Origin of the sequence: Aphanothece hegewaldii CCALA 016 (assembly GCF_003007785.1) — a bacterium.
Lineage (GTDB): Bacteria > Cyanobacteriota > Cyanobacteriia > Cyanobacteriales > Microcystaceae > Chroococcus > Chroococcus hegewaldii.
Genome location: NZ_PXOH01000043.1, coordinates 1 through 19927 on the forward strand (window position 1 = coordinate 1; position 19927 = coordinate 19927).

At 39.9% G+C, this 19927-nt stretch carries 12 protein-coding genes; 4 read left to right on the plus strand and 8 right to left on the minus strand.

Translation table 11 applies throughout. The annotated features are described in order from the left end of the window. The first annotated feature begins 53 nt into the window (after window positions 1-53). Complete coding sequence (locus C7H19_RS22475; RefSeq protein WP_106459154.1) at window positions 54-248, plus strand: ATP-binding protein; 195 nt, start codon at window positions 54-56, stop codon at window positions 246-248. 9 nt (window positions 249-257) lie between these two features. Here the strand turns inward: C7H19_RS22475 and C7H19_RS22480 are convergent, their stop codons facing one another. The 5 genes from C7H19_RS22480 to C7H19_RS22500 all read right to left on the minus strand — a co-directional run bounded on the left by C7H19_RS22480 (window position 258) and on the right by C7H19_RS22500 (window position 9381). Further along, window positions 258-2111 carry an ABC transporter ATP-binding protein gene (locus tag C7H19_RS22480; RefSeq protein ID WP_106459155.1) on the minus strand — a complete coding sequence of 618 codons (1854 nt, stop codon included), beginning with the start codon at window positions 2109-2111 and terminating at the stop codon, window positions 258-260. 105 nt (window positions 2112-2216) lie between these two features. Further along, complete coding sequence (prfC, locus tag C7H19_RS22485) at window positions 2217-3845, minus strand: peptide chain release factor 3 (protein WP_106459156.1); 1629 nt, start codon at window positions 3843-3845, stop codon at window positions 2217-2219. Window positions 3846-3957: 112 nt separating this feature from the next. Then, on the minus strand, window positions 3958-6276 hold the full coding sequence (gene xdhB / locus C7H19_RS22490) for a xanthine dehydrogenase molybdopterin binding subunit (RefSeq protein ID WP_106459157.1): 2319 nt from the start codon (window positions 6274-6276) through the stop codon (window positions 3958-3960). A gap of 11 nt (window positions 6277-6287) precedes the next feature. Continuing rightward, window positions 6288-7685 carry a xanthine dehydrogenase small subunit gene (gene xdhA / locus C7H19_RS22495; protein ID WP_106459158.1) on the minus strand — a complete coding sequence of 466 codons (1398 nt, stop codon included), beginning with the start codon at window positions 7683-7685 and terminating at the stop codon, window positions 6288-6290. A gap of 109 nt (window positions 7686-7794) precedes the next feature. After that, window positions 7795-9381 carry an iron uptake porin gene (locus C7H19_RS22500; protein WP_425428927.1) on the minus strand — a complete coding sequence of 529 codons (1587 nt, stop codon included), beginning with the start codon at window positions 9379-9381 and terminating at the stop codon, window positions 7795-7797. Between the two features lie 607 nt (window positions 9382-9988). Here C7H19_RS22500 and C7H19_RS22505 point away from each other — a divergent pair. The 3 genes from C7H19_RS22505 to C7H19_RS22515 all read left to right on the plus strand — a co-directional run bounded on the left by C7H19_RS22505 (window position 9989) and on the right by C7H19_RS22515 (window position 17021). Next, window positions 9989-11425: an NCS2 family permease gene (locus C7H19_RS22505; RefSeq protein WP_106459159.1), complete on the plus strand. Its 1437-nt coding sequence runs from the start codon at window positions 9989-9991 to the stop codon at window positions 11423-11425. A 39-nt stretch (window positions 11426-11464) separates the two neighbouring features. Continuing rightward, window positions 11465-12790 (plus strand): guanine deaminase, encoded by a 1326-nt coding sequence (guaD, locus tag C7H19_RS22510; protein ID WP_106459160.1) that lies wholly within the window; start codon window positions 11465-11467, stop codon window positions 12788-12790. Between the two features lie 370 nt (window positions 12791-13160). After that, entirely contained in the window at window positions 13161-17021 is a 3861-nt protein-coding gene (locus tag C7H19_RS22515; RefSeq protein ID WP_106459161.1) for a PAS domain S-box protein, read from the plus strand. Here the strand turns inward: C7H19_RS22515 and pth are convergent, their stop codons facing one another. The 3 genes from pth to C7H19_RS22530 all read right to left on the minus strand — a co-directional run bounded on the left by pth (window position 17022) and on the right by C7H19_RS22530 (window position 19921). Next, complete coding sequence (pth, locus tag C7H19_RS22520) at window positions 17022-17636, minus strand: aminoacyl-tRNA hydrolase (protein WP_106459162.1); 615 nt, start codon at window positions 17634-17636, stop codon at window positions 17022-17024. 68 nt (window positions 17637-17704) lie between these two features. Next, entirely contained in the window at window positions 17705-17926 is a 222-nt protein-coding gene (locus C7H19_RS22525) for a DUF2811 domain-containing protein (RefSeq protein ID WP_106459163.1), read from the minus strand. A gap of 471 nt (window positions 17927-18397) precedes the next feature. Beyond that, window positions 18398-19921 (minus strand): cryptochrome/photolyase family protein, encoded by a 1524-nt coding sequence (locus C7H19_RS22530; RefSeq protein WP_106459164.1) that lies wholly within the window; start codon window positions 19919-19921, stop codon window positions 18398-18400. Window positions 19922-19927 lie beyond the last annotated feature (6 nt).

The window sequence follows — 19927 nt, forward strand, 5'->3', positions numbered from 1 at the left end:
TAGATAATTTTCTAAATGTGCTTTTCTTCCCATTCCCACAGTCTATCAGATAAATGGGTTCTCTTTTACGGATTTGGTATAACAGGGTTTTCGGGATTTTCCAAACTCTGACTTCAAGGGAAAAACGAGAGAACACTGGTATCGGTTTATCGATCGTCAAAAAAATTATTGAATCTGAAGGGGGTACGATCGTCATTGACTCACAGTTAAATCAAGGTGCTACTTTTCGCTTCACTTGGCGAATTTAAAAAAAAGTTTTAGATTGTTTTTTCAAATTTGGGAATCGAAGCAATTAACCGCTTAGTATAATCTTCTTTTGGATGATTAATAATCTCTTTGGCTGTTCCTTCTTCGGCTATTTTCCCTTTATTCATTACAATAATACGATCGCTCATAAAACGAACCACACTTAAATCATGGGAAATAAAAATATAAGTTAATTGAAAATCTTGCTGTAATTCTTTTAACAAATTTAAAACTTCTGCTTGTACCGAAACATCCAAAGCGGAAACAGATTCATCACAGACAATAAACTGAGGATTTAATGCTAATGCTCTTGCAATACAAACCCTTTGTCTTTGTCCACCTGATAATTGATGAGGATAACGATTAAACCAACTAGGATTTAGTTTAACTCGTTCTAAAAGATAGGCGACTCTTTCTCTTTGTTTACGCTCACTCCCTTCTTTTTTATGAATAATTAACGGTTCCATAATTGCTTTCCCAATCGTTAGCCGAGGATTCAACGAATTATAAGGATTTTGAAAAACAATTTGCATTCTTTGGCGCAAAGATCGTAATTTAGGATTACCGACAGTCCAATCAGAAATCTTTTCTTTCTCGAAATAAATTTCCCCTTCTGTCGCTGGAATTAGTTTTAAAATTGTTCTCGCTAAAGTTGATTTTCCGCATCCAGATTCACCGACTAAACCTAATGTTTCTCCGTGTTTAACTTCAAAACTAACATTATCTACGGCATTAAAAAAGGTTTTGGTTTGTCCAAAAATACCTTTAATCGGATATCTAACAGATAAATTTTTTATAATAAGTAAATTATCTAGTTTTTCTATTTCGGTTACTCTTTGTTTTTCTTCTTCTAGGGAAATATATATAATTTCTGGTGGCGTTTTTTCAGATAGAGAAATAATTTGTCCTTGTTCATCTTTTTCTAGATCAACGAAATCACTAACGGTTAATAATTTTTCGGGTAATTCGGTCAAATGAGGACGACAAGCAATCAAACCTTTTGTATAAGGATGTTGTGGATTATATAAAATTATTTCTTTATTATTTCGTTCAACAATTTTACCTTGATACATCACAGCGACTGTATCAGCAATTTCATTAATCACCCCTAAATCATGAGAAATAAAAATCATCGACATATTACGATCGCTCTTGCAAAGTTCCCGCAATAATCGTAAAATTTCTTTTTGTACCGTCACATCTAAAGCGGTTGTTGGTTCATCGGCGATTAAGATAGTAGGGTTACAAGAAATCGCCATCGCAATCATCACCCGTTGCAATTGTCCCCCCGATAATTCGTGAGGAAATCGTTTTAAAATTGCTTCTTTTTGTTGTTTAATATAGGCTTTTACGGGTAAATTAGAGAGTTTATTGGCTAAATATTGTTCTTCTAGTTGTTCGTCAGAAGGAAGCAGTCTAACTTCTTGTAGGAGTGCGATCGCTTGATTTTTGGCTTGCTCAAGAGTAATATTTTTTTGATGCAGTTGAATCGCTTCAGTAATTTGAAAACCAATGTTATAGACAGGATTTAATGAACTCATCGGGTCTTGGAAAATCATTGCAATTTCCCCACCCCGATAATGTCGTAATTGGTCTTGATGCAGAGCTAAAAGATTGACATTTGTGGTTTTTTGTGCTTTGGCGGGACTAAACCAGATTTCACCGCTACTAATTTTACCAGGGCGAGGGATCAAACCCATAATGGCTAAGGAGGTGATCGATTTTCCTGAGCCAGACTCCCCAACAATGCCTAATATTTTTCCCTGTTCTAGACTAAAACTAATATTATCAACAGCCAAGGTTGTCTGATTCTCGTTTTTAAATTCTACAGACAAATTACGAACATCTAAAACTGTGTCGCCCATGTTTGCTCAATTCTTTGGGATTAAAAGAATTCTAACTGATTCCAAGATAGAAACACTTGTTTAGTTTAGAGAAGGTGAAGGGATAAACCCTTAAACCTTTTCCCTTTAACTCTTATCAGGTTGAATACCAGAACCGACGGGGGCAATGTTACTTAATTCTAATTCTGGATGATCTTCGATAATTTGATTAAGATTCCATTCGTTTTTAAATAACAAAACGGGGCGATTCCAGTTATCTTTGACGGTAATACAATTAAATAAGCGTCCTGCTTTCTCTACTGCACTCCAGCCATTTCTTACCCAACGCGCCACACTGTAGGGTAATAATTCGACCTGTGTCTCTACTCCATACTCACTCAACATCCGAAACTGTACGACATCAAACTGTAATTGTCCAACAGCCGCAAGGATGGGTTCTCGCTTAAAATCGTCGGTTGAGTACATAATTTGTACTGCCCCTTCTTCTTGAAGTTCTGTGATTCCTTTTTGGAACTGTTTAAACTTAGAAGGATTCGGATTTTTAAGATAAGCGAATAATTCTGGCGAAAAACAGGGAATACCTTCGTATTCTAGTTTACTACCCACATAAATCGTATCGCCGATCGCAAATACCCCAGGATTATTCAAACCTATGACATCCCCTGGATACGCTTCCTCAATTGATTCTCTGTCTTGTGCGAATAATTTTTGAGGTCTTGACAAACGAACCGTTTTACCCGTCCGAACATGATTAACCACCATATCTTTCTCGAATTTTCCCGTACAAACCCGCACAAAAGCCACTCTATCTCGATGTTTTGGGTCCATATTGGCTTGCAATTTAAAGACAAAGCCGCTAAATTCTGGATAAGTTGGATCGACTATTCCGACTGAAGATTGACGACCAATTGGCTTTAGAGCATAGTCGAGAAACGCATCTAAAAACAGTTGTACCCCAAAATTCGTCATCGCACTACCGAAGAAAACAGGGGTCATTTGTCCGGCGTGAACCATTTCTAAATCTAATTCTGATCCAAGTTCTTCTAGTAGTTCGATATCTTCTTTTAGCTGATAATAAAGATCTTGCGGTAGATATTTTTCTATTTTCGGATCACCGAGTGAGATCACTGTTTCTTGAGCTTCTCTACTTCCGTGTTCGCGTCGTTCAAAAAGATGGATAGTTTGATCACGACGATTATACACCCCGGCAAAGCGATCGCCTATACCAATGGGCCAATTTACCGCATAAGTTTGTAAACCTAATTCCCGTTCGATTTCGTCTAATAATTCTAAAGGTTCTCGTCCCGGACGATCCATCTTATTAACAAATGTAAAGATCGGTAATTCGCGCATCTTACACACTTCAAATAGCTTGCGGGTTTGGGGTTCTAAACCTTTTGCCGCATCAATTAACATTACCGCATTATCGGCAGCCGCTAAAGTTCGATAAGTATCTTCACTAAAATCTTGGTGTCCTGGGGTATCTAATAGATTAATCTGAAAATTATCATATCCAAATTGCAAAACGGTAGAGGTGATCGAAATACCCCTTTGTTTTTCCATTTCCATCCAGTCAGAAGTCGCTTTTCTTTGATCACGTCTCGCTTTGACTGCGCCCGCTTGATGAATTGCACCCCCGTAAAGTAAGAGTTTTTCGGTTAAAGTGGTTTTTCCCGCGTCAGGGTGGGAAATAATGGCAAAATTACGCCGTTTTTCGACAGCGTTTTCCAGATCGGTTATGATTTCGTTTGACATTCCATCCAGAAAAATCAGTGATTATTTTCCTCCAGCATAAAACTGGAGAATTACTTTATTATATCAGTACAGTTTTTTTAATTCATTACTGTCCCAAACAAGCTTACAGGACTTAAACCTTAGAAGTTTCCATCGAATGCGCTTTCACATAATCAATAGCGGCTAAAGTTGCTTCGGGAGTAGCGGGTAAAGGAAGAGGAACATAATCAGTTTTTCCAAAGGCAGCAACAGCAGCGCGAATGGCTTCACGTACCGAAATAGCCAGCATGAAAGGCGGTTCACCAACAGCTTTACTACCATAGATTACGCCATTAGAGGGGGCACGTTCTAGGAGATGGACGTTAAAATGTTCTGGAACATCGCTAATTGTGGGAATCTTATAAGTACTGGGGGCAAAAGTGCGGAGTCGTCCTAAATCATCCCAGACGAGTTCTTCCATTGTATGCCAGCCCATGCCCTGAACGAAAGCGCCTTCTACTTGTCCTTGGTCGATGAATGGGTTTAAAGATTGTCCGACATCATGAACAATATCGACTTTTTTTAGTTTAAAGGTTCCTGCAAATCCATCCACTTCGACTTCACTCACAGCAGCACCATAAGCGAAATAATAAAAAGGACGGCCTTTACCTTCTACAGGGTCCCAGTGAATATTCGGTGTGCGATAATAGCCTGTAGCAGAAAGGCTAATCCGTTCATTATAGGTTTGTTTGATTACTTCATCAAATGAGACTCGCGCTTTAGGATAACTCTTACAATAAATCCAATCATCCTCAAAGATAAAGTCTTCTGGTGCATCTAGTTTAAGGATTTTTGCTGCGACGGTTGCCATTCTTGCTTTTAGGGTTTCACAAGCATTTTTTATCGCTTGTCCGTTTAAGTCGGAACCGCTAGACGCTGCGGTGGCTGAGGTATTCGGTACTTTTTCGGTACTGGTGTGCATCATGCGAAACCGTTCGTTATTTACCCCTAATGAATGGGCGGCTACCTGAATCATTTTGGTGTGTAATCCTTGTCCCATCTCGGTTCCACCGTGATTGAGTTGGATACTTCCATCTGTGTAAATCAGTACTAATGCACCAGCTTGATTATAGACGGTTTTGTTAAAGGAAACGCCAAATTTAACGGGAGTAATAGCGATACCTTTTTTCTTATAGGGACTTGATTGATTATATTCGTCGATTTCGGCTAATCTTTGGGCAAAATTAGAATTCTGCTTAACTTCACTCCAAACTCTAGATAGACGATTATCGTATAATTCTTGTCCGTAGTGGGTGGTATTGGTTTCCCCTTCTCCGTGATAAAAGTTGCGTTCACGGACGACATCTGGGGGTATATCTAGTGTACGGGAAATGCGATCGATAATATCTTCAATAACAATCATTCCCTGTGGCCCACCAAAACCACGATAAGCGGTATTAGATACACGATTCGATTTTGTAATCTGTCCACAAACGACTAAATCGGGGATATAGTAAGCATTATCGATGTGTAGTACGGAACGTCCTAAAACAGGTGGCGATAAATCTAAACTCCATCCCCCATCAGAATAAAGATTTGCCGATAAAGCAGTAATTTTCCCTTCTTTTGTAAAACCGACTCTGTAATTAGCATAATATCCATGACGTTTACCAGTCATAATCATGTCATGGTGTCGTCTGAGTCTAACACGTACAGGACGACCAGTTTTTTTCGCGGCAATAGCGGCTAAAGAGGCAAAAATGTTCGCTTGTGATTCTTTTCCGCCAAATGCACCACCCATACGAATACAGGTAGCCACGACAAAATTAGCTGGAATTCCTAAAACCCGCGCTACAATATGTTGTGTTTCGCTAGGGTGTTGGGTAGACGCATAGATTTTATAACCGCCTTCGCCATCGGGAACCGCCCAACTGGTATGAGTTTCGAGATAAAAATGATCTTGTCCATTCATATCTAATTCGCCTTCTAAGGTCATTTCTGCTTTAGATAGGGCTTTTTCGGGGTCACCGCGTCGAATAACTTGGGGTTGTCCTTGAAAACTGCCTAATTTAACGGCTTCTCTAACGCTAGTAATGGCATCTAATGGCTCATATTCTACAACAATTTTTTCAGCCGCTTTTCGCGCTGCGTCTTCGGTTTCGCCAACTGTCCAAATAACTGCTTGTCCCCAGTAATATACTTCATCGGTGGGGATAAGAATTTCGTCATGAATAATTACACCTGTGTCATTTTCTCCTGGGATATCATCTGCGGTTAATACAGTGACAAAACCTTCTACTTCACTCGTTTTACTAATATCAATGCTCAGAATTTTTGCTTTAGCGTGGGGTGAAAGAACGGGATACAGTGACAACATTCCTTGAAACTGACGTTGATCATCAGTATACATGGCATGACCGGTTACGTGACCTTCTGCGCTTTCGTGAGTTTTTTTGATTCCGACTCCACTCATTTGATGTTCTCCTAACTCATTTCTACAAAGAATTTCTCAAATAAATTAGCGACTAATTTTTTACGATATTCGGCACTACCGCGTAAGTCTGTTAATGGTTTAAAAGCGTCATATAAAGCGGTTTTGGCTTGTTGAGCAGTGGCAAACGTCCAAGGTTGACCCACTAGCATTGATTCTACACCTGTAGCTCTCGCGGGTATCGCTGCAACACCACCATATCCTAATCTGGCATGAAGGATAGTATTATTTTCGTCTAGATCGATCGTATATGCGGCGGCTACAATACTGATATCATCGGTGCCTCGTTTGCCAATTTTATAGGACTGACTCAGACGACGGACTGCACCAGGTGTAATGGTTTTAGGAATTTTTACTCCAAAGATAATCTCTCCTTTTTGCAGTTCGGTTTGTCGATAACCTTTAAAAAAGTCTACGAGAGGTATTGTTCTTTCGCCATTAATACTAACTAACTTAATTTCAGCATCGAGAGACAACAAAACAGGGGGTAAGTCTCCAATAGGGGAAGCTGTGCCAATATTTCCGCCGAGAGTTGCACGGTTTCGCACTTGACGCGCTGCAAACCAATAAATCATTTCATCTAGACTCGGAAAAATACCCTGTAAGTTTCTCTCAATATGCGTCAGAGGCACACCTGCACCAATTTCGACAAATTCTTCATAATTATTAATAAATTTGAGTTCTGTTACGCCTTCTAATGAAATTAAAATCGGATAAGTCTGACGATGCCAACTTATTTCTAATCCTAAATCAGTTCCCCCGGCAATTAATGTCGCATCGGGATACTGTTGTAGGAGTTCTAAAACTTCCTCTAAATGTGTCGGGCGATAAAATTGTTGCTCAGAAGTTGTATAACTAATGGGTTCTAATACGGTTTCGCAATTATTTAATTTTTCGCTAAACTGGTCGTTTTCAACAATATCTGTGACCATTTCACAAGCGCGACGAATGGCCATATATCCCGTACATCGACACAAATTTCCATCAACGCAGAGATCATCCACCTTACTTTCATAATAAGCGGAAAACATACTCATGATGAAACCTGGTGTACAATACCCACATTGAGAACCTCCCGTTTGTACCATTGCATCTTGTACGGGATGTAATTTCCCATTAGCGATACCTTCTGCTGTCAGTATTTCGCGCCCTGCTACGGAACCAACGGGAATTAAACAACTATTTACCGCTTGATAAGTCGGTTTAGAGTCAGCATTTTGACCAATAACTGCTACTGTACACGCCCCGCAGTCGCCATCCCCGCAGCCTTCTTTTGTTCCGACATATCCATGTTGACGCAGGTATTCTAGTAACGTCATCGTTGGCGAAATATCTTTGAGTCGTACTAAGACGCTATTAATCGTTATTGTTAAGTCTTGCTTTAATTGCATCTCGGTTTCCCAGATTATATGAAAAGCATTCTATCTAGGCAATTGTATACAAGGTGGGATCAGCTAGATGTAGTTTTAATCACACTAGCTGAAATTCCCACAAGCTTATCTAAAACAAGAATTGTGTCCGGATATTTCCGACATACACGGTGGGATTATTGCTAAAGTTATTGGGATTCCAAATCACGTAAAAAGCAGGAACGATCGCTATATTATTCGTAAGGGGATAATGATAGGATGCTTCTAATTCATACTGTGTCCCGCCATTACCACCACCCGAAAGGAGATAACGAGTACCGCTAATATAGTCTTGGGGAACTAAAAAAGAAATTACCCCTAATCCACCCTCTTTTCCTAAATCAGGAAATCCTAACCCAAATTGGATCGATTGTACATTGAGATTACCTGATGCGCGATCGTTATCTAATGGGACAATATGGGTACTACCATAAGAATACCGTCCAAAAATGCCAAATTTGGGAGCAATTAGCCAATCGAAGTTAACGACAACTGTATTAGCGCCTGGATCTTTAATCCCACCACCAAAACCATCATCAACAAAACCATAGGGTATCGGTTCTCCGTCTGCATTCCCCGCAACGCCACCAAAAGCCCGAATATTAGAACGAGTATAAAGCACTCGCAAGTTAAAATTATTGGTTGGTGAAAAGGTAATCTGTCCTGTAATGGTATTCGTTGGACTAAATAAACCTGTTTTCGGGTCATTTGCTGTATTCAAGAAACCTGGTAAAAATTCGGTATTTTGCCCCAGATAAGCGACTGAAAGTTGCAATTGTTTGATCATTTGCCATGATACATACACCCCTGAACCTCGGTCAACGGAGTTAGATAAGGTGCTTCCATTGGAGTTAAAAGATGATGCACCGTTGAGGAAGAAGGTAAAACGGTTATTATCAAAATAGCGATAAAAGTTCAGTCTTGGCCCTATTGCAACGGTTAGATTATCCAGTGGCGAGAATTGATAGAACATTTCCCGAACAACTACATCATTAACGGTAGGACCGGCGGTTTGATCAAGAAAAGGAACGCCCCAAGAGTTATAATATCCCGCAGAAACAAGCTGATTTGCTGGTGAGTCGCCATTTCCTGCCGCTAGTTGAGTGACTAAAGTATCTTTACCTGTAAATGAGGTATTCAGGGTTAACCACGTTAGATAACTAAATGTTATTTGGGGTTGATCTCGTCTGAAAACAGAAGCTTTATTCGTTTCGGGATCTCGCACTGGTGGGCTAAAAGGATCACCCGCCGAACGCCGTTCCGCTCGGACTGCACCATTGTTAAATGCACCTGTTAGGTTAAACCATGCTGCCCCCGAAAGTTTGGTCGTCGTCGAAAACTGATGATCTTCTAAAAATGCTGTACGATTTTCTAAGTTCTCAACTCTTGTCCCTAAAACAGCTAGTTCTGTCTCAAATTCCTCGGCTAATCGTTTCAATTTGTCAATATCTTCTTTATAAATTGAAACATTTTCTTGGATCAGACGCTCAATGGTATTTAGGCAAGCGTTTAACCCGGCGGCAAATTCCCAACGGCTGGTTGCTCGGTTGCCGCGAAAAGTTCGATCAGGATAACCCACAATACAACCATATCGCTCGACAAGCGAACGCAATGCTTCAAATGCCCAATCATTCGGCGAAACATCTTTCATCTGCGAAACCGAGGTAATCTGCGCCATCGCTGCATTAGCGTTATTTTTCGGCGCATTCTCGCTTAAATCCGCAACCGAAGTAATCTGCGCCATCGCTGCATTAGAATTGCTTTTCTGATTATCTTCTAAAATCAAAGGCGATTCTTGAGCGATCGCACTCATCATTAAACACGCAAAATTACCCGCAGCTAACAACAATGTTAGTGCAATTTTTCTTGTATTAAACATTATTTAATTTTACTCCTCACACCTGATAAGCCGCATACAGTATGCAGTTATTCTCTGAATATTTAAGGTTAAATTTTAATTAAATTCTGTATTTTATATTACAAAGTAAGCTTTTCAAACTAAACAGTTGCATTACTAAAGATAAAAATGTTATTGTTTCTAGATTTTTCATCTAGTCGCTGACTTAATGATAGACTATAAGCAAAAAATAACACTAACAAACTTAAGCCATAAAAGCAATCTTTATTTGCAAAAATTGCATCATTAAATTTAATATTTTACATTGTGTAATTAAAATCACAAAACAAATCAAGTCTTTAAAGTATACAGTATACCATTAGTAAAAAAATGATAGCTAGATCAAATCATTGTGTTAAAGTTTTGAAAAAAAGGGAGCAAGTCGGGCATGACGGAAAACAGAGAAGAATTAGCAACGGCTGAAGTTGAATTAACGCCGCGATCTAATTATCAAGGTTGGCAAGCTAAACTAGCAGACTATTTTAAATTTGATTTTTACCGAACCAACTTTCGGACAGAAATCTTAGCAGGATTAACCACATTTATGACGATGGCTTATATCTTGGTGGTTCATCCTTCGATTATGTCAGATGCTGTTTTTTTAAGTCAACCAAAAGACTTATTTAGAGAATTAGTTGTTGTTACAGGGATATCATCAGCAATTGGCACTTTTATTATGGGTGTTTTGGCGAAGTATCCTTTTGTTTTAGCCCCTGGGATGGGTACGAATGCCTTTTTCGCCTATTCAGTTGTTTTGGGTTTAAAAATCGATTGGCGAACTGCATTAGCAGCCGTTTTAGTCGAAGGATTAATCTTTATTGGCTTAACCATCACCGATATTCGTCGTCACTTAATTACGGCTGTCCCCAACTCCATTAAAGCCGCGACTACCGTCGGTATTGGAATGTTTCTCGCCTATATTGGACTAGCGAGCGCCGTCAAATTTGGTGGGGCTGGTTTAATTGTTGCTAATGAAGTTACTAAAACCTCTTTTGGTACTTTTCGTGAACCCGCAACCTTACTGGCAACCTTTGGCATTTTTATTTCATCCATGTTTATGATCCGACGCATCAAAGGGGCATTACTTTGGGGAATTGCAGGAACAGCGATCCTCGGTTGGCTATTTGGTGTAGCGGCTGCGCCCAAAGGTTTTATCGAATTTCCTGAGTTTCCATCAAATTTATTTGGTCAAGCTATTATCGGTTTATCGGGGGTAAATGCCAGTAATTTCATTGATTTTTTGGCGGTTATGTTAGTGTTTTTGTTTGTCGATATGTTCGATACTATTGGCACTCTTTCTGGAGTTGGAACCCAAGCGGGATATATTGACGAAAATGGGGAATTACCCCGCGCTAATGAGGCATTAATGGCAGATGCGATCGCAACAACGGCAGGTGCAGTTCTAGGAACATCTACAGTAACCACTTTTGCCGAGTCCGCAGCAGGAGTCGCCGAAGGAGGTAGAACAGGTTTTACGGCCGTTATTGCCGCCATTTTGTTTATAGTGGCTTTGTTATTTGTTCCCATTTTTGAAGCAATACCCGCTTTTGCCACCGCACCTGCATTACTAATTGTGGGTGTTTTGATGATGAAAAGTGTAGTAGATATTGACTGGCAAGATTTAACCGAAGCAATACCCGCTTTTGTCACCATCTTTTTAATTCCGTTAGGTTTTTCGATCGCGGCTGGTTTATCAGCAGGTTTAATCCTTTATCCTTTTGTTAAAATCGTACAAGGACGCGGCAAGGAAATTTCCTTGGCCACTTGGATTTTAGCCGCTATTTTTCTCGCCAGATATATCTTTACAACAATGCGTTTTGGTTAAACAATCATGGTGGGCATTGCCCACTTTATTTAATAACTTATGATGAAAGGCTTTCGCGCTGCATTTTTCGACTTTATTGCTGATCCTTTTTATGTTACTGAATCAGAAAGTGTGCGTTATTTTTCTGATGGTTTATTAGTCATTAAAGATGGGAAAGTCGAAGCTTTTGGAGATTATGAAGCTTTAAAAGATGAATATTTAGAAGTTCCCATTACTGCATATCCTGGAATGCTGATTACACCAGGATTTATTGATATGCACATACATTTTCCTCAAATTGAAATGATTGCTGCTTATGGCGAACAACTTTTAGAATGGTTAAATAAGTATACTTTTCCCACCGAAAGAAAGTATAATGATAAAAATTATGCTCAAGAAATGGCAGGATTTTTCTTAGATGAATTACTCAAAAATGGTACAACAACAGCCGTAGTTCTAGCGACTGTTTTTCCTCATTCCGTTGATGCTTTTTTTGAAGAATCATCCAAGCGCAATTTACGAATGATTGCGGGCAAAGTGATGATGGATCGCCATGCTCCTGATTATTTGAAAGATACAGCCCAAAGTTCTTATGATGATAGTAAAGAATTAATTGAAAAATGGCATAATAACGGACGTTCTCTCTATGCTATTACACCTCGTTTTTCCGTTACTTCTACTCCAGAACAATTACAATTAGCCGGAAAATTAGTCGAAGAATATCCCGATGTATTTGTTCATACTCATCTTTCAGAAAATCGGGCTGAGGTTGCTTTTGTTAAAGAACTTTTTCCCGATAATAAAAATTATTTAGATACTTACGAGCAATTTGGTTTAGTTGGAGAACGCTCAATCTTTGCTCATTGTATTCATTTAGAAGATCAAGAGTTTGAAAGATTATCGGAAACTAAAGCGATTATTGCATTTTGTCCGACTTCTAATTTATTTTTAGGTAGTGGTTTATTTAAAATTGAACAAGCAAAATCATCAGAATATCCAGTTAAAGTGGGTTTAGGAACTGATGTCGGTGGTGGAACCAGTTTATCGATGCTACAAACGATGAATGAAGCTTATAAAATTGCTCAACTCAGACAACAAAAATTATCGCCTTTTCAAGCTTTCTTTTTAGCCACTTTAGGAAGTGCAAAAGCACTTTGTTTAGATGATAAAATTGGTAACTTTGATGTAGGAAAAGAAGCAGATTTTATTGTTTTAAATACTCGTTCAACTCCACTAATGGCATTACGCAACCCAGAAGAAGTTCCCAACACTTTAGAAGAATTATTAGAACGTTTATTTACTCTAGTAATTATGGGAGACGATCGCGCTATCCAATCAACTTATATTATGGGTGAATTAGCTTATGAAAAATCTCTAATTGCTTAGGTATTTTTTTGAGTTTATTCCATCTTAAACGGCTTTCTATTTTTGATTCGTGCTGATACATCGATCGCACTGCAACATTTTTACATCACAGCAACGCTAGAAAGCCCAAGTTACAATACAAGAAAATTAGTCGATAAAGAATTTGCTGAAACAAAATTCTCTCTAAAGGAAGATCAACATTTCTGTCTTTTGATAAATAATTAACTATAACGCACGCTATGTAGATTTTAGTGCAATACTTAGATTTAGAGAAGCAGAGGCCGCGACACATCGATGAAAGGATTACTCGTAGACACCACCATGAGAAAATGGAGTTCTCGATCCCTTAGTCCCACCTTCGATCCCCAATCCATTGCCCTGAGCAATCTCTATGACTGACCAACTGCCTCAACAATCTTTGACCCCACCGATTCCAGTAAACGAGACTGAGCGGTTGTTGGCCCTGCATCGCTACAAAATTCTTGACACACCTCCTGAAGCAGCATTTGATCGCATTACCAGTTTAGCAGCGCGGCTATTTAAAATGCCGATCGCCCTCATTTCCTTAGTCGATGAATCGAGAGCTTGGTTCAAGTCCTGTATTGGCTTTAATGCTCGTGAAGTGCCGCGTGATGCCACCCTTTGCAGCTTTGCCGTGTTAACCGATGAGCCTCTAATTATCCCCGATACACGACTCGATGAACGCTTTGTCTGCAATCCCTTTGTACAAAGTGAACCGGGGGTTAGATTCTATGCGGGTGCGCCCCTGCTCAGTCATGACGGCTTTAATCTGGGAACACTCTGTCTGCTAGACTCTGGGCCCCATGAACCATTAACCGCCGAGCAGCAGGCGACTCTAGTTGACTTGGCAGCAATGGTAGTAGATGAACTAGAACTGAGATTAGCGGCTCAAAAGATTGCTCAGGTCGATGCAGCACTGCTAGAAATTACACAAGGTGTATCAACAGTAACGGGGGGTGCTTTTTTCGATGCGCTAGTACAACATTTTGCCAAAGTTTTAGAGACTGATTATGTTTATATCGGTTTAATCGAAGGTGATGACCCCAAGCAACTAAGAACGATCGCCACATTAGCTCAAGGTAAAATAGTGGATAATCTGACCTATCCACTGCAAGATACACCCTGCTGGGAAGTGATTGGGCAACGCAAAATTTGTTGTTACCCGCGCAATGTGCAGGCTCACTTTCCCAATGCGCCCTTACTCAAACCGCTCTCGGTTGAAAGCTATATCGCGGCTCCCTTTTTTGATTCTAACGGCAAACCTCTAGGGATTTTAGGGGTGATGGATGGTAAACCCTTGGAGAATGTGAATTTAGCAGAATCGTTGCTGGCGATTTTTGCGAGTCGAGTTGCCACTGAGTTAGAGCGACAGCAAGTAGAAGATGCGCTGCGCGAGTCGGAAGAACGCTACCGAGCCTTTGTAGCCCACAGTAATGAGGGAATTTGGCGATTTGAGTTAGAAGAACCGCTCTTAATCACAATTGATGAACATTCCCAAATTGAGCATATATATAAATATGGTTATCTAGCTGAATGTAACCTGGTGATGGCTCAGATGTATGGTTTTTCTGAGATTGATGAAATTATTGGAGTACGCTTAGGAGAATTTTTACCTTCATCTGATTCTCGCAATCTGGACTATTTACGATCGTTCATTCGTTCTGGTTACCGTCTTAGTGATGCCGAATCTTATGAAGTCGATCGCTTTGGCAACGCAAAATACTTCGCCAATAATTTAGTTGGCATTATCCAAGATGGTTATCTGATTCGAGCTTGGGGAAATCAACGGGATATTAGCGAGCGCAAGTTAACAGAAGATCAATTGCGTGAATCAGAAAGATTTTTAAAGGGAATCAACGAAACTGCACCGAATCTGCTTTATATTTACGATCTAAATGAACGGCGGAATTTATACGTCAGTCCGCAAATTTTTCCGATGTTAGGCGTTTTGTCCGAAGATGTGCAAGAAGTTGGTTCGCAGCTTTTCGCTGAATTGTTCCATCCTGACGATCTTGAACAAATCGTACAGCATCACGACCGAATTCGAGCCGCAAGAGAAGATGAGATTTTTACCATCGAATATCGAATGAAACACTCAAACGGCGAGTGGCGTTGGTTGACAAGCCGTGATCTGATTTTTGCCCGCGATGAACAGGGAAAGCCAGTACAAATCCTCGGTTCGGCAATAGACATCACTGAGCGCAAACAAGCTGAAAACGCTTTACGAGAAAGTGAAGCACAGTTTCGTCTACTGGCTAACACCGTTCCGCAACTGATCTGGACGGCGAAAGCGGATGGTGGGGTCGATTATCTTAATGAACGGTGGCTAGAATATACAGGCATCTCGCCGCAAGCATTTTACGAATGGGGTGGGCAACAGATTATCCATCCCGATGATTTACCGCATACGCTAGAGGTTTGGACAGCCGTCTTACAAACAGGTGAGCCATTTGAGATTAAACATCGTTTTCGTCATGTAACAGGTGAGTGGCGTTGGCAATTGGTGCGTGGGATTCCGTACTTACACGAAACTGGGCAGATTGTCAAGTGGTTTGGTACCTGCACCGACATTCACGAGAGCATGATGCGCGAACAGGACGCGAAGTTTCTGTCTGATATCGGTGAAGCGATACGCACGAGCGACAATCCTGATGAGTTGATGACGACGACAGCCGAAATGATTGGGCAGTATTTACAAGTCAAGCGGTGCTGTTTTGCCGAAATCGATGAGGCACACGAGCGCTGGTGGGTCAACAGTGACTATCATTCCTCGCTGTCTTCAATGGTGGGTGAATACCGCGTCTCGGACGATCCACCTGTTGTAGTAGAGAGCTTGAGATCGGGACACCTGTATATCTGTGACGATATCGAGATCGACCCGCGCACAGTTGATTATTATGCTACTGCTTACGCGCCATTGGGAATCCGCGCCGAGATTGTCGTGCCGTTTTATAGCGACGGACGCTGGACGGTAAGTCTACTTATAGCAACCGATCAACCGCGTCAGTGGCAAGCCCGCGAAATCAATCTGTTGGAGACGGCTGCGGAGCGTGTCTGGTTAGCGGTCGAAAAGCTACGCTCAGACATTGCTCTGCACGACAGTGAGGAACGTTATCGCGCTCTGATTGAGTTATCGCCTCAACTTGTTTTTATGAGCCGACCCGATGGCTATATCACCTATTGTAATCAGTGGGGACTAGAATTTACCGGACGATCGCTGGCAGAATTACAAGGTGATGGTTGGACTAAATTTATTCACCCCGATCATCGTGAACGTGTTTATAATGTCTGGCAAACTGCAACCCGCGAGATTTCTGACTACGATATTGAGATTCCATATCGTCGCGCTGATGGCGTATACCGATGGCTTTATACTCGTGCTTTGCCCGTCACTAATGAAACTGGTGCGATCGTCTATTGGCTTGGTGTTGCTCTCGATATTAGCGATCGCCAACAAGCCGAACTTCAGTTACAGCAACAAGCTTCTGAACTAAGACAATTAAATGTAGCTCTAGAGCAAACTGCTTCTAAGTTAAGTGAACGAAATCAAGAGTTAGATCGTTTTGTTTATACCGTCTCTCATGATCTCAAAGCTCCTTTGCGGGCGATTTATAATCTTTCTTCTTGGATTGCTGATGATTTAGAAGGGCAACTCGACGAGGAAAACCTTCACCAAATGCAGCTTTTGCAGAATCGGGTGATTCGCATGGAAGCTTTGATTAATGGATTGCTCTCCTACTCTCGGATTGGTCGTACTGAAATTGTTACCGAACGGGTTAAAGTTGGTGAATTAGTTTCAGAGATTCTCGATTCTCTAACAATTCCCCCCACCTTTACGATTTTTGTACAGCCAGAAATGCCAACCCTTTTGACTGAAAGATTACTTTTATCCCAAGTCTTTTCTAATCTGATTAGCAATGCGATTAAATATAACGATCGCCTAGATGGTCGGATCGAAATTAGATCTAAGCCAAAAGGAGAATACTATGAATTTACGGTTACCGACAACGGCCCCGGTATTGCACCCGAAAATCATGAGCGAGTTTTTGAGATCTTCCAAACTCTCAAAGGTCAAGAAAATCCAGAAAGTACAGGGATCGGTTTATCAATTGTTAAAAAAATTATTGAAACAGAAGGTGGCTCGATCGTTTTGGAGTCAAACTTAGGTGAGGGAGCAACTTTTCGCTTTACTTGGCGCGATCGACACGAAGACCAGAAAACTTCAAAATAATCATGGCTCATTCACCACGCTAAAACTATTATAAAGACTCATTGATTTTTCAAAGCCTTCTTTAAGACTTAGATCAACGGCTTTTTCTGCTACTTTCAAAATTTCAGAGGTAATTTGTGCTTCTTGTGGCGAAAATTTCCCTAAAACATGGGATATCGTTTCTTTTTGTTGGTCTTTCCCGATCCCAATTCGTAAACGAGGAAAATTTTGGCTATTTAGATGAGAAATAATTGATTTCATTCCATTATGTCCACCCGCCGATCCCGATAAACGTAATCTCAGTTTACCTAATGGTAAATCCATATCATCATAAATCACTAATACCGATTCAGGAGATAGCTTATACCAGTCTAAAACCGCTTGTACCGCTTGCCCAGAACGATTCATATAAGTAGTGGGTTTTAAGAGACGAATTTTGTTACCACGATGTTGTCCCTCAGTAAAAAAGCCAAAAAATCGTTTATTTTGTTGCCAAGATAAACCCCAAGATTGTACTAAAATATCGACTGCTTCAAAGCCGATATTATGACGAGTTTTATGATATTTTTCTTCGGGATTTCCTAAACCAACAATTAATTGGGGAATTACAATAGGTTTAGAATTAGTCTGAGTCATCATAAATTTGGTTTCACGGCGCAAGAGGTCTAGTAAACCGTGAATAGTATTTTTGTATTAACCACTAATTAAGATTGCTTAAATAAATTTTCTAAATAGACTTTAGCGCAATTTTTATAAGTTTTAGATGATTTAGCGGCTTGCTTTTTCTCATTTTGCAACAAGAACACAGACAATGCAACTGCAAATACTTGATCTTGATCCCAATTTGGATGAGTATCTAAATAGTGCTGAAGAGATTCATGGAGTTCTTCTGGGATTTCTGTCAAAAGGCTGATCGATGTACTCATAGTGACCTCAAAAAAAGGAAAATGAAATCCCTCACTGACGGCGACTCAATAGCCACAAACCTACTAAAATTCGGCCCAAGGGTGACTTGTTTGAGTTGTCGAAGGTAGGTAAGGTGTAAACATCAAAAAATTGACGTGATGACTATTTTCAAGGAATGTAGGTCGAGTTGTCAATGCTACGAAACGTTACAAAACTCTTCAGGAAAATTATAGATTTACGAGAGAATAGGCATCACAAGTCATTTTTTTTTACACAACTTCATATTAACTCAGTATTTGCTAATTACTAAGTGTGCAAAATAATCTTTTTTTTCCTCGACTCAACCTCAGATTCTATCGTCAGTGCCTGTGGAAAAATCGGGGTAAACTGTGGAAAACTAGGGCGAACCTGTGGAAAAAGTGGGGAATGTATGGGGGAAAACTAAACCAAAAAATAAGATTTGCAAATTAGTGATTACTTAAGGGTTAGGGTTACGTTTTGCAACTCGCTTTTTGTTGTTGTCGCCATTGATTGGCTAAACTTTGAATCGTGTTAATCTCTTCTGTAGATAGACGGCTCAAATGTCCTAAAATGAGGCTCATACGTCCTTGAAAGCGTAGTTTATCTTGATGACGGATCAGAAAATCCCAATAGAGATAATTAAATGGACAGGCATTCTCTCCAATGCGCTCGCTTTTCCTATAAACACATTTACCACAATAATCGCTCATTTTATCAATATAATTTGCAGATGCGGCATAAGGTTTCGATGCTAAAATTCCACCATCGGCATATTGTCCCATCCCAATCACATTCGTTTGCATTACCCAGTCATAAGCATCGATAAACGCTGCATGAAACCAATTTTCGATTTCTTGGGGAGAAACACCCATAATTAAAGCAAAATTATTCAAGATCATTAAGCGTTGGATATGATGCGCGTAGCCTGTTTTTTCGACTTGCGTTAATGTTTGATGTAAACAGTTCATCTGAGTTAGCGAACTATCCCAATAAAAAGCGGGTAAGGGTTCAGTATGATTAAACCAATTATTCTCAGAGTAATTGTCATTGGTATAATTATAAATTCCGTGCATATATTCTCGCCAGCCTAATACTTGACGAATAAACCCTTCTATGCTATTGATTTCTAATTTTTGTTCATAAAAGGCGTTTTCGGCAGCTTGGATGACTTCCATCGGATGAAGTAAGCCAGTATTAAGATAAGGAGATATTAGACTATGCCACATTGTATATTCTCCCGTCAACATAGCATCTTGATAGGGTCCAAAATTGGCTAAATTATTTTGAATAAAGTTATTTAGAACGATTAACGCTTGTTGTCGTGTAACACCCCAATAAAACGGTTGAATCTCTCCATGCAAGGGAATATCTAGTTGTTTAACGCTTTTAATAACTTCTAGCGTAATCTGATCGGGTTCAAACCAAATCGGTTGAGGTGTATTTAATTTTCCTTTAGGGGGTTTACGGTTTTGTTGATCAAAGTTCCATTTTCCCCCGATCGGGTTTTTTCCATCCATAAGTACTTTAAACCGTTTTCGTCCCTCTCGATAAAAATCTTCTAAGATTAGACGTTTACGAGATTTTGCCCAAGTTTTAAACTCATCTGTTGACCACAAAAAATGATTATTTGGGATCAAAGTAACAGTACAATTAAGATCAAGTTGTTCAATGAGTTTCCTAAAAGGGCGATCGTTTGGAGTCATCACCCGTAATTCTGTAATTTTTTCTCTTTTAATCCAAGCTTGAAGCGGTGTAATAAAATCATCGGCTATTTCATAACTAACACAATAGCCAAACTTTTTTAATTCTTCGGCAAAATGTCGCATTGCTGACCAAACTAAAACAAGTTTTTGTCGATGATAAGGACGTAGTTTAATATGATTGCGAGATTCAATTAAAATCACAGGGTTTGTCTGATGATTTTCCCCACAACTTGCTAAAGCGGCTTGTTGTAACCACAGTTGATCGCCTAAGATCCAAATACCAATTGTCATTTTTAT

Excerpts from the sequence above, each read along its gene's own strand:
- C7H19_RS22475 (WP_106459154.1), top strand. The coding sequence starts at position 54 with ATGGGTTCTCTTTTACGGATTTGGTATAACAGGGTTTTCGGGATTTTC.
- C7H19_RS22480 (WP_106459155.1), bottom strand. The coding sequence starts at position 2,111 with ATGGGCGACACAGTTTTAGATGTTCGTAATTTGTCTGTAGAATTTAAA.
- prfC (WP_106459156.1), bottom strand. The coding sequence starts at position 3,845 with ATGTCAAACGAAATCATAACCGATCTGGAAAACGCTGTCGAAAAACGG.
- xdhB (WP_106459157.1), bottom strand. The coding sequence starts at position 6,276 with ATGAGTGGAGTCGGAATCAAAAAAACTCACGAAAGCGCAGAAGGTCAC.
- xdhA (WP_106459158.1), bottom strand. The coding sequence starts at position 7,685 with ATGCAATTAAAGCAAGACTTAACAATAACGATTAATAGCGTCTTAGTA.
- C7H19_RS22500 (WP_425428927.1), bottom strand. The coding sequence starts at position 9,381 with ATGGCGCAGATTACCTCGGTTTCGCAGATGAAAGATGTTTCGCCGAAT.
- C7H19_RS22505 (WP_106459159.1), top strand. The coding sequence starts at position 9,989 with ATGACGGAAAACAGAGAAGAATTAGCAACGGCTGAAGTTGAATTAACG.
- guaD (WP_106459160.1), top strand. The coding sequence starts at position 11,465 with ATGATGAAAGGCTTTCGCGCTGCATTTTTCGACTTTATTGCTGATCCT.
- C7H19_RS22515 (WP_106459161.1), top strand. The coding sequence starts at position 13,161 with ATGACTGACCAACTGCCTCAACAATCTTTGACCCCACCGATTCCAGTA.
- pth (WP_106459162.1), bottom strand. The coding sequence starts at position 17,636 with ATGACTCAGACTAATTCTAAACCTATTGTAATTCCCCAATTAATTGTT.
- C7H19_RS22525 (WP_106459163.1), bottom strand. The coding sequence starts at position 17,926 with ATGAGTACATCGATCAGCCTTTTGACAGAAATCCCAGAAGAACTCCAT.
- C7H19_RS22530 (WP_106459164.1), bottom strand. The coding sequence starts at position 19,921 with ATGACAATTGGTATTTGGATCTTAGGCGATCAACTGTGGTTACAACAA.